We start from the raw sequence: 5,595 nt of genomic DNA on the forward strand, positions 1-5,595 counted from the left end.
ATTGTGGAAAGGAATTTTCAAATTGGAAATCAATCAGTAATATCAATGATATTGATATCTATTTTGCAGATCCTGGTGCACCATCACAAAGAGGATTGAATGAAAACTCTAATGGTTTATTACGTAAAGATGGTTTATAAAAGCAAATGGATTTCAACGAAGTTGAGGAATCTTTTATCCAATCTATTGCATTGAAAAGAAATAATATCCCTCGAAAATCATTAAACTATAAAACACCAATAGAAGTATTCTTGAGTCACATAAGCAAAGAGTACTTGTCTAACTTAATTTTACAATTAATAATTAAAAAAAATAGTTGGAGTATACTTTAAAATTGGGATACAGGGAAAATCTTTTTTAATAGAATGAAACAATGCAAGGGGTTTTTTTTATGAGAACAATGAAATCTAGAGTAAGAAATTTAATAATATCAAGAGTACCTGATTGTATGATTAAAAATTGGGTTACAGAAAAAATAATAAATAATTCGATTTTTATATTGGATCATGTTATTTTATTTAGATTGAAATTTAATATTAATAGAAGTAAGAGAGTAATGAGCGATCAAGAAAGTGAAAAAGTTTTAAAAAAATTTTATTTTAATGAGCAAGAGTATATCTATTTATCTAGAGGAAGAAACTGGCTAGATAGAAATCATTTTGATGTATCAATAATAATCCCTTGTTATAAAGTAGAAAGATATATTGAAAGGTGCTTAGAAAGTGTTTTTAAAATTGATAGCAAGTACAAAGTAGAAATTATTGTTATAAATGATGGATCTCCAGATAATACTTTAGCAATCATCGATAATATGAACTTACCCAATAATACTAAGGTTATTTCTCAAGATAACAGGGGCTTATCCGCTGCTAGAAACAAAGGAATTGAAGAAAGTTCTGGAAAATATATATTTTTCTTAGATTCAGACGATATTTTATATACTGAAAGCTTTAATAAAGCTATATCTACACTGAAATCAGGGGACTATGATTTGTTGGATGCACCATATGTGAGTTTTAATGGTTTAAAAAAACAACTACTTAATTATGAATCAGTAGATGTTGAAGAATTCTTTCAGGAGTATAATTTTGAATTAACAAACGCCTATGCATGGGGAAAATTTTTTAGAAGAGAATTATGGCTAGAGACAGAATTCCCAATAAATTACTGGTTTGAAGATACACACTTACTTTATTCTATATTTCCAAATGTTAAGAGATATAAAAAAGTCCAGAGTCCACTTGTAGAGTATTACATTAATGAAAATGGAATTACAAAACAAGCAGATAATAACATGAAGTCATTGGATACGTTATATATTTTAGAATATTTATTAGCTGAGGTAAGAAATAAAAATTTATTAAATAATAAGATTAAAGAAATATCATTGGTACAAATGTCTTCATTATTGTTTAGAAGGATAAGATTTTTAGATGAAGACGTACAGCAAGCAGCTTTTATTAGAGCATGCTATTACTTTGAGAAATATGAATTAAATGGTGTATATGAAGAAAAACTATTAAATAGACTAAATCAATCATTTGTTAAAAGAGATTATCGAAGTTGGAAATTATTGAGTAAAATCATTTAGTAGAAATGTTTATGAAAAGTATGATCAAAACTAATATTTTCATAAAATATTAAAAAAATTTAAGTAATTATTATCTTATCAATCTTAATTTGTTTTGATTCTATAACTTATCCAGTATTTAAGAGATTTATAAGATGGATTAACATAATCTCTTAGATTATTCAAGTGATAAAATATACGAAATAAGTTGTCTGTTTTACAGACTCGTTTGTCCCATCTGTATAGTGAATAATGATTTTACAGTAGCTGTATTCAACTGTTTAAGATGTGTATTAAATAATTCTTAAAATGATAACCACAGTTGTTTTGTTTTTAGTTAATTCCATAATCCAGTGTAAAATATTATACAATCTATCATTAACTCCTATTGTTTAAACTTAATATACTTTCAAGGTGAACTAATCCAGTCATCATGGAGGTCTAAAAGGATAGCCCCAATTAATCGATTAGCTGAAGCGCGGTTCAGAAAGATACGAATAATCATTTTTCTTCTGCATACTTCTAGGCTCAGTCTTTCAAGAAGGTTCGTGCTTTTTAGTCGATTATGAGCATTTACTATAACTGTGTATTGAAAGGTATCTTCGAAGCCATTATCAAATGTTTCGCAAGCTTTTGTATCTTTGGATTAATCAATATATTCATCAATTAATGTATTCTTTCCTCTTTTAGCAAGTTCAATATTCGTAAAATTAAATAAGGCTTTTACATCTTCTCTAAAGGGTTTAGAATTTTTCTTTGGAATGGTGCTTAAAATATTCTTTAAGAAATGAACTTCGCATCTCTGTCAAATTGCGTTGGTAAAAGACTTACGAATTGCAGACACTATTCCTTTATGGGCAACAGAAATGATGAATTCTATCCCCTTTAGTCCACGGTCTTTTAAGCAATCAAAAAAGGTGGACCATGTGTCATCACTTTCTTCATTTTGAATCATGAAATCAATGATATCACAATTGTCATCTTCTGTTATCTCAATCGTAATATGACAGCTTTTAGAAAATACTCGATGATTCTCACGAACTCTTATATAGAGAACATCTGTCATCAGATAAGGATAATTGGTACCTGAGAGTGAACGATTCTGCCATTCATTGCGCTGATACTGCTCAAACATCGTTAAATTACTGTCACGTGTTATAGGTGCTTTTAATTCAAGTGTACCGATACGAGCCCTAAAGTCTCGCTCATAGTAGCCGTTTCTTTGGCTTTGACGGTTTTCTAATCGTTCATAGTCTTCGGATTGAATGTATTTTGTTTGCTGGTTTTCCATCAATTGGTTAAAAAAGTGGTTAAAAATTTTTCCAGAAATCATTTTTTACCGAATGGTCAATAATACTTTGAACCTCTAAGTTGGACAGTGTAAAATTTACTTGGGTCATGTCAAGTTCTCCTGAGTATGTTTTTTGTGGTTAAAAACATTATACAGTAAAATGGCGTTTACATGACCCTTAACCTTTACACAATTATATAGACTTTATCAATAAAGAAATGGAGTTACTTCAAGTGAAGATAGTAAAAAATTATTTATATACTATGTCGTATCAAATATTTATTTTTTTGGTTCCAGTTATCACTATACCTTATATTTCAAGAACGATAGGCACTGATGGCATAGGTCTCAATGCTTATACTAGTTCGATAATTTCTTACTTTACATTGCTAGCAAATTATGGATTATCTTTATATGGTAGCCGTACAATTGCATTTTATCGTGATGAGAAATATCAAATGTCAAAAAAATTTTGGGAGATAGTAATTGCAAAAATAATTATGATGGCTATATCTTTAATTTTCTTTTTTATTTATTTATCAATAATTAGTGAATATAGATATATACTTCTATTGCAGGGAATACAAATTTTGGCTACGGGTATAGATGTTTCTTGGTTTTTTATTGGTATAGAAGATTTTAAAAGCACAGTTACGAGAAATTTTATTGTCAGAATTATATCGGTTGTTATTATTTTTTTGTTAGTTCATGATTCCCAAGACTTAGCTAAATATATTTTAATTGTGAGTGGATCTAGCTTTATTGGCAATTTAACGCTGTGGCCATATACTAAACAGAAAATATTTAGAATTGATCTAAAGATTGTAGATTTTTTTTCAGTCTTAATTGCAGGAGGTTCACTATTTTTGCCTGCATTAACTGCAACATTGTTTATAAGTTTTAATCGAATTCTGTTAGGAAGCCTCTCTACATTTACCCAAACAAGTTTTTTTGATAATTCGGATAAAGTAATACGGATATTTTTATCGCTGCTGACTGCCGTAGGAACTGTAATTTTCCCAAGGATTGCTAATCACTTTAAAAAGGGAGAGTTGTACCAAATGAATAGATACATTGAAATCTCAGTATCTCTAGTTTCTTGTTTATCTTTTCCAATTGTTTTTGGGATAATTTTAGTTTCTGATTCTTTTTCGAGACTATTTTATGGTACAAATTTTGCTGGAATTAATATAGTTCTATCAATCTTATCAATTGAGCTTATATTTATGGGGTGGAGTCAACTTATTGGTCAACAGTACATGATAGTAATTGGAAAAGCTAAAGAGTTAACAATATCAATGCTAAGCTCTTTTTTGATATGTAGTATTGCTGCTTTTTTTTTAATTCCTCAGTATGGTGCAGCAGCCTCTGCAGTTATATCCGTGATTGGAGAAGCTTTAATGTTCTTAATTCAAATTTATGTGGTTCGTAAATATATCAATATCTTGAACTTGTTCAAAGAAGTTTGGAAATATATGTTAGCATCAAGTGTTATGTTTGTATTCTGTTTATTCTTGAAAGGCAAGTTTCATTTTTATTCGGATGTTTTCCAGATATTATTAATTGGATTTAGTGGAGTTGCGGTATACATACCAGCACTTTTGCTTCTAAAGCCGAAATCGATTAAAACTTTATGGGAATTAACAAGGAGAGTAAGCAAATGATACCTAAAAAAATTCATCAAATTTACTTGCAAGGATTTGATTCACTAGATCCTGATTATGTAGAATTAATAATAAAAATGAAAGAAATCAACCCTGAGTGGACATATAAAATATATAGTGAGAAGGATATTATGCTATATATTAAAGAAAATTTTGATTCTAATATTTTAGAGAGTTATAAAAAAATCAATCCCATATATCCAGCTGCAAGAGCAGATTTTTTTAGATATTTAATTTTGTATAATGAAGGGGGGTTCTATATTGATGTTAAAAGCTTTCCATCAAAGCCACTTGATAGCATCATCTCCGACGAAGACAAATTCATAGTTTGTCAATGGGATAGAGAAATATATCCAACATATGGACTACATAAAGAAATAGATTATGTTGAAAATGGTGAATATCAACAATGGAATATAATGTGTGAAAAAAAATCTCCTATAATGAGAGATGTTATAAACGGAGTTGTTTATAATATAAATAACTACAGTATATTTAAACAAGGGGTTGCAAGAAAAGGTGTTCTAAGAACAACAGGACCTATAGTTTTTACAGAAAAAGTATACGAGTATAGGAGAGATGAGGGAGTTAAAATTTTTAGCTCTAATATGGAACCAGGAATAGTATATAGCATGAAAAATCATCTACTCGCTAATCATTATTCAAATATAAATTTACCAGTCATAAAAGGGAATATTTTCGAAGAAATTATTTCTCGTTTACTCATATCTCCATTAAAAAAAATCAAAAATCTTTTTCATTAACGAAAGAAATATTTAATTAGATATTTTTTTGAATTGGTAGATAATAATCTAGAATAGTTGAAACTTCGGAGTACAGTACAATGTTATGAACTATAAAAGTTATTTTAAAGATGGATGCTTTCGCTAGAACGAAGTAAATCATAGTAGTTAGTAATGATAAGTAAACAGATAAATATTAAATACATTCCTCTTATATTTAATAGTGTCAAGGGCAGCTTTAAATTGTAGGTTTGGGGGTGCGGACATAATCCTGGACCAAAAATGAACTCAGGAGGAATGCCCGTATGTTTTCCCACGAAGAACGTG

The 5,595-nt window shown here is 29.0% G+C and carries 3 protein-coding genes and 2 pseudogenes; 4 read left to right on the forward strand and 1 reads right to left on the reverse strand.

Annotated features, from left to right (window positions below; translation table 11 throughout):
* A pseudogene (locus tag Q0977_RS17730) lies at positions 1–332 on the forward strand (IS30 family transposase); the annotation flags it as partial.
* Positions 333–391: 59 nt separating this feature from the next.
* Positions 392–1,591 (forward strand): glycosyltransferase family 2 protein, encoded by a 1,200-nt coding sequence (locus tag Q0977_RS17735; RefSeq protein ID WP_299516388.1) that lies wholly within the window; start codon positions 392–394, stop codon positions 1,589–1,591.
* 388 nt (positions 1,592–1,979) lie between these two features.
* On the opposite strand, the pseudogene Q0977_RS17740 reads toward Q0977_RS17735, so the two are convergent.
* A pseudogene (locus tag Q0977_RS17740) lies at positions 1,980–2,970 on the reverse strand (transposase).
* Between the two features lie 124 nt (positions 2,971–3,094).
* Here Q0977_RS17740 and Q0977_RS17745 point away from each other — a divergent pair.
* Positions 3,095–4,525, forward strand: a complete 1,431-nt coding sequence (locus Q0977_RS17745) for an oligosaccharide flippase family protein (protein WP_299516390.1) — start codon at positions 3,095–3,097, stop codon at positions 4,523–4,525.
* Positions 4,522–5,289, forward strand: coding sequence for a glycosyltransferase family 32 protein (locus Q0977_RS17750; RefSeq protein WP_251886327.1), 768 nt, complete (start codon positions 4,522–4,524; stop codon positions 5,287–5,289). The genes Q0977_RS17745 and Q0977_RS17750 overlap by 4 nt, the downstream gene beginning before the upstream one ends.
* The last annotated feature ends 306 nt before the right edge of the window (positions 5,290–5,595 follow it).

Source organism: uncultured Rummeliibacillus sp., assembly GCF_934216135.1.
Lineage (GTDB): Bacteria > Bacillota > Bacilli > Bacillales_A > Planococcaceae > Rummeliibacillus.

Bases quoted from the DNA above. Each gene is read 5' to 3' on its own strand.
- Q0977_RS17735 (WP_299516388.1), top strand. From the start codon at position 392: ATGAGAACAATGAAATCTAGAGTAAGAAATTTAATAATATCAAGAGTA.
- Q0977_RS17750 (WP_251886327.1), top strand. From the start codon at position 4,522: ATGATACCTAAAAAAATTCATCAAATTTACTTGCAAGGATTTGATTCA.